This is a genomic window from Delftia sp. ZNC0008, assembly GCF_000799035.1.
In the GTDB taxonomy this organism is placed as follows: Bacteria; Pseudomonadota; Gammaproteobacteria; order Burkholderiales; family Burkholderiaceae_C; genus Comamonas; species Comamonas tsuruhatensis.
Map to the genome: position 1 here is coordinate 1 of NZ_JTKZ01000044.1, position 5,501 is coordinate 5,501.

The 5,501-nt window shown below is 68.8% G+C and carries 4 protein-coding genes and 2 pseudogenes; 1 reads left to right on the forward strand and 5 read right to left on the reverse strand.

What is annotated here, in order from left to right; translation table 11 throughout:
• Positions 1–524: pseudogene (locus tag L995_RS01360) on the reverse strand (hypothetical protein); the annotation flags it as partial.
• Between the two features lie 119 nt (positions 525–643).
• Here L995_RS01360 and L995_RS01365 point away from each other — a divergent pair.
• Positions 644–1,066 carry a hypothetical protein gene (locus tag L995_RS01365; RefSeq protein ID WP_016446649.1) on the forward strand — a complete coding sequence of 141 codons (423 nt, stop codon included), beginning with the start codon at positions 644–646 and terminating at the stop codon, positions 1,064–1,066.
• Positions 1,067–1,135: 69 nt separating this feature from the next.
• Here the strand turns inward: L995_RS01365 and L995_RS01370 are convergent, their stop codons facing one another.
• From L995_RS01370 to L995_RS01385, 4 genes and pseudogenes are all read right to left on the reverse strand, one after another.
• Positions 1,136–1,486 carry a DUF4148 domain-containing protein gene (locus L995_RS01370; protein ID WP_016446650.1) on the reverse strand — a complete coding sequence of 117 codons (351 nt, stop codon included), beginning with the start codon at positions 1,484–1,486 and terminating at the stop codon, positions 1,136–1,138.
• A 178-nt stretch (positions 1,487–1,664) separates the two neighbouring features.
• Positions 1,665–2,417: a carbon-nitrogen hydrolase family protein gene (locus tag L995_RS01375; RefSeq protein WP_047468409.1), complete on the reverse strand. Its 753-nt coding sequence runs from the start codon at positions 2,415–2,417 to the stop codon at positions 1,665–1,667.
• Positions 2,414–3,901, reverse strand: coding sequence for a purine-cytosine permease family protein (locus L995_RS01380; protein WP_047468411.1), 1,488 nt, complete (start codon positions 3,899–3,901; stop codon positions 2,414–2,416). The genes L995_RS01375 and L995_RS01380 overlap by 4 nt, the downstream gene beginning before the upstream one ends.
• Before the next feature lie 200 nt (positions 3,902–4,101).
• Positions 4,102–5,487: pseudogene (locus L995_RS01385) on the reverse strand (efflux RND transporter permease subunit); the annotation flags it as partial.
• Positions 5,488–5,501 lie beyond the last annotated feature (14 nt).

Below are 5,501 nucleotides of genomic sequence, written 5' to 3' on the forward strand. Positions count from 1 at the left end.
ACCAGGCGCTGCGGCGCGGCCTCGGCACTGAGGCTTTGCGGGCGGAAGCTGCCGCACTCCTTCATGTCCCCCAGCACACGCAGATCCTCCAGGTGCCGCTGCCTGTGGTCGGCATCCCTTTGCGCCTCCTGCGCGTGGCGCCGCAGCATCTCCTGCCGCTGCCGCTCCAGCAAGAGCAGCTCACGCCATTCGCCACGCAACCGCGCCTCGAACCGGGCCTGTTCGCTTTCGGCGGCGCGCTGCAGTGGCCCGACCTCCTGGCGCAGACTGGCCTGCAGGTAGTCACGCACGCCTGCGCGCTCGCAGGCGTACTCGACGATGCGCCCGCCGCTGCCGTCTCCCACGCTGCGCCAGCTGCTGCGCGCGCAGGCCGACCTGTCCTGCAGCACCTGCCCTATCGACACGCCCGAGGCGGCGCCCCAGGGCGCAGCCCGCACGGTCAGCACCTCGCCATCGTCACCGCCGCAACCGCCCAGCAGCAGGGCCAGGCCCGCAGGCAGCAGCCACACTCCTTGCCAGCGCATGGGCCCTCCTGTGCTTGTGATTTCTGGTTGAGTCCTTGATGTTAACTATCAATCACATCGGATATGTGATTTTTCACAATACTCACTGCACAATCAGACTTATCCCATAGCGTGCCCGCATGCAGGATGCGAAGCAGCGGTTTGCGCAGAAATTACGTGATTCCCTGGAGGCCCGTGGCTATGAAGCCAAGCCCTCGGTGCTGGAGCGCGAATTCAACACACGCTTCTGGGGCAAGCCCATGTCGCAGCACGGCGTGCGTCTGTGGCTGCTGGGCAAGACCATGCCCAACACCAAGAAACTTGCTGCGCTGGCCGACTGGCTGCAGGTGCCGCTGGAGGAGTTCCTGCGCGCGCCGCAGCCGGCGCGCGAGGTGCGTGAGCCCAAGGGCAGCTGGTCCGCCGGCCTGGGCTACGAGGACAACGAGCTGTTCAAGATCTACCTGCGCCTTCCCGTACCCAAGCGCCGCCTGGCGCGCGACGTGATCCTGGCCATCGCACGCGCCCATGAGGCCGAGGAAGCGGAACGCGCCGCAGGCTCGTAGCCGCGCGGCGCGTCGATCATCCCTTGATACGGCTGCTGCGGGGCAGCACTGCATCGCCCCGCACGTGCATCAACCACCCATGGCACGCTGGCGTGCATCGCGCTGGGCAGGCGTTTCGTTGATCAGTTCATTGATCACTTCCTGCCGCGTCTTGCCGCCACCGGTCTGCGGTGCAGGCGCCGGGTAGACGCCGGCATTGAAGCGCGAGGTGCCGCCCTGGCGCACGGCCGCCTCGGCCTCGGCCGTCACCTGGGCGCGCGTCTTGCTGCTCTTGAAATGTTCGGGATGGACGACGGCACCCGCCTCGTTGTTGGCCGGGTGGATGTACCCGGCCGCCGATGCCATGCCCGGCAGCAGCAGCGCTGCCGATGCGACCAGGCCGGCGATCAGGGTAGCGGGGGTGAAACGACGTTGCGACATGGTGTGATTCCTTTCAGGGCACGTTGGTGATTCGTTCTCCCCACGCCCCGCGAAGCGGAACGCCGGGGAGAGGACTCCAATGTAGAAATCGCGCCCCCACACCAGCCCCACAGGATGGTGACATTGCTGTCATACAACCGACACAGATGACCGCGCCACGGTGGCGCCTCGGCGCTCGTCAGCCCCGGTACTGCGCACGCGCGCGGCCGGGCGCCAGAGGGTCCAGGCGCACGTCCAGCAGGCCCTCGGCATCGCCCGCGATGCGCGCCAGCGTCTGGCCGAAGGGATCGGCGAACTGACTGCCTCCGCTGAAAGCGTAGCTGTCGCCAGGGCCCACGCGGTTGGCCATGGCGATGTAGCACTGGTTGTCCATCGCACGCACGGGCACGGCATGGCGATGGATGTGGCCGTGGGGGTGCATCATCCCGTCCATCAGCACGATCAGGTCCACGCCCTGCGCACCCAGCGCGCGGGCCGGTGCCGCAAACTCGATGTCGAAGCAGATCAGCATTCCCAGCCGCAGGCCGCGCCATTCGCAGGTGGGCCAGCGGTCGCCTGCATCGAACACGCCCTGGTCCGAGTCGTAGAGCATGGTCTTGCGGTAGTGCAGCAGCACCTGTCCATCGGCATCGATCAGCAGGCCGGCATTGAAGTGGCGGCCCTGGTCCGCCTCGGCCAGGCCGATGGCGACGGCCACGCCGGCTTGCCGCGCGGCCTCGCGCAGCGCGGTGGTCGAGGGGCCGTCCAGCGGCTCGGCCAGCTGCGCCACGTTGTCGGGCCGGGGAAATCCGCTGATGCAGGTTTCGGGAAAGACCAGCAGGTCGGCCTGCCCCGCGCTGGCCCTGATCGTCTTCAGCGTCATCGCCAGGTTGCCGGCAATGTCGCCGTCACGCAGACGGGGCTGGATGATGCGGATGCGGTGCTCCGTCATGGTGTGCGCTCCTTGGGATGCAAAGGGTGGCTGTCCTGCCGCGGCTGGCAACGGGCTGCCTCCTCGGCCTGCAGATCCAGGGTGCGGGCCAGCCCCCAGTAAAGGCTGCCGGCGACGAGAATGCCCGGCAGCCAGGCGAAGTCCACGCCGCCCAGCCGCTGCGCAGCCCAGCCGACGAAGACCGCATGGCCGTCCGTGGCGTCGTGGATGTGGAAGAAGGGCACCATGGCCGCAAAGCCGCCCAGATAGGCGCAGATGCCGCGCCAGCCCCAGGCGCCGTAGATGCCCTGTGGCGTGAAGAAATCGGCGATGGCGTAGCGGCCCTTGCGCACCAGGAAGTAGTCCACGAGGTTGACCGCCGTCCATGGCACCAGGAAGTACAGCAGCAGCGCCAGGAAGGAGTGCAGCAGTGCCACGCCGCTGCCCTGGATGGACAGCACGCACGCGAGGATGCCGACGCTGATCGCCGCGATGGCAAAAATACGGGCGGCGCGCGTGGGCCGCATGCCGCCCAGCGAATCCGCCGCCGTGAGCACGGTCAGCGCCGCGCTGTACGTGTTCAACGCGATGATGGGCAGGAAGGCCACGACGGCCAGGGCAGGCAGCAGCCGGTCCGCGCCCGGGAACAGGCCGGTGCCGATCCGTCCCAGCGCCGCCAGCGCGTCCCCGGCCTGCAGCCGCTGCGCCATCCATGCGCCCAGCCCGATCATCCAGGCCCCGGACAGCGAGGCGCCCAGGAAGATGGCCGCGATCAGGCGCCGGGGCGCAGTGTGGCGCGGCAGGTAGCGCGAATAGTCGGACACATAGGGCGCATAGGAGATGTTGTAGCTGGCCGCGATGGTGAACTGCGCGGCAAAGGCGCTCCATGCGAATCCTGGCAATGGCTCCGACCGACCGTGCAAGGCGGGCTCGCCCACGCCTGCCAGCAACGCCAGCGTGGCCAGCGCATACAGGGGCAGCGCCAGCATCAGCGCGCAGCGGAAGGCCCTGTGCATCACATCGTGGCCGCAGACCGCCAGCAGCGCGCCCACGGCCACGGCCACGCACGCGGTGGGCACGGGCGGCAGGCCGAACACGGCCTGCATGCCCTGCATGATGAGCGAGACGTTGACGACGTTGAACCCCGTGAACACCAGCAGCGTGGCGCACAGCGGCAGGGTGACGCCGCGAAAGCCGAACTGCGCGCGCGACTGGATCATCTGCGGCAGCCCCAGCTGCGGCCCCTGCGCGCCGTGCAACGCCATGAACAGCGTGCCGAACATGATGCCCAGCGTCCCGGCCAGGGCGCTCCAGGGCGCCGAAAGCCCCAGCGACGGGCCGACGAAGCCGATGGAAAGCGTGAAGAAGTGGAAGTTGCCCAGGAACCAGAACGGGCCCTGGTCGGCGAGCCGCGCGTGGCGCTCGCTGTCGGGAATGCAGTCGATGGACCGGCTCTCCACGGCGATGCGGGCACGGCCGTGCTGTCCGCTGGCGGGGCTGTTCATGGCCTTGTCCCTCCCGTTGTCCTTGCTGTTGTGGGACGAATTCTAGGCAGGGGTTCGCAGCCGCTCCATGCCAAATGCGCGAGGTTCACATCGATGGGCAAAGATGTGTGGCCCGGGATATCCCGGGCAGGAAGAAACCCGCTGCAGCCAGGCTGCAGCGGGTTCCAAAGTGGCTGCCCGGGTGCTGCCCGGGCGCCGCGTCACACGGCAGGTGCCGGCGCGGCGGGCACGGGGTCTGTGCCGCTGGCCTCCGACGGATCGTTGCGATGCACCAGGCGGTACAGCAGCGGCAGCACCAGCAGGGTCAGCAGCGTGGATGACAGGATGCCGCCGATCACCACCGTGGCCAGCGGCCGCTGCACCTCGGCACCCGTGCCCGTGGCAATGGCCATGGGAACGAAGCCCAGCGAGGCCACCAGGGCCGTCATCAGCACGGGGCGCAGGCGGGTGAGCGCGCCCTCGGTCACGGCGTCGGGCACGCTGGCGCCCTGTTCGCGCAGGCTCCTGATCCAGGAAATCATGACCAGGCCGTTGAGCACGGCCACGCCCGACAGCGCGATGAAGCCCACCGCCGCCGAGATGGACAGCGGTATGTCGCGCAGCCACAGCGCCAGGATGCCGCCCGTGAGCGCGAACGGAATGCCCGTGAAGACCACCAGCCCGTCGCGCACATTGCCGAACATGGCGAACAGCAGCACGAAGACCATGAGCAGGGCCACGGGAACCACGATCTGCAGGCGGCGCGTGGCCGACTCCAGGTTCTCGAAGGTGCCGCCCCAGCGCGTCCAGTAGCCGGGCGGCAGCGACAGGCCCTGCAGCTTCTGCTGTGCCTCGCCCACGAAGGAGCCCATGTCGCGCCCGCGCACATTGGCGCTGACCACGATGCGGCGCTTGCCGTCTTCGCGGCTGACCTGGTTGGGGCCGGGCGCGGTCTCGAACGTGGCCACGGCCGACAGCGGCACGAAGCCGATGCGCCCGTCCGCCCCGCGCGGCAGGGCGATGGGCAGGCGGCTCAGGGCCTGCAGGTCGTTGCGCACGGCGTCCGGCAGGCGCACCTGGATGTCGAAGCGCCGGTCGCCCTGGAATACCGTGCCGGCCTCGGTGCCGCCCATGGCGGTGCTGATGGCGTCCTGCACATCGCCCATGTTCAGACCGTAGCGCGAGGCCTTTTCGCGGTCGATCTGCACGGTGAGCATGGGCAGGCCCGTGGTCTGCTCGACCTTGACCTCGGAGGCGCCCGCGATCTGCTGCAGCATGCCGGCCACGGTCTGGGCGCTTTTCTCCAGCACGGCCATGTCGTCGCCGAAGATCTTCACGGCCACGTCGCTGCGCACGCCCGAGATCAGCTCGTTGAAGCGCAGCTGGATCGGCTGGGAGAACTCGTAGTTGTTGCCCGGGATGCGGTCCACCGACGCCTGCACGGCGGCCAGCAGCTCATCGCGCGGGCGCGCCGGGTCGGGCCACTCGCTGCGGGCTTTCAGCATGATGTAGCCGTCGGAGATGTTGGGCGGCATGGGGTCGGAGGCGATCTCGGCCGTGCCGGTGCGCGCGAACACGCGGTCGATCTCGGGGAACTCCTTCTTGAGCGCCTTCTACGCGG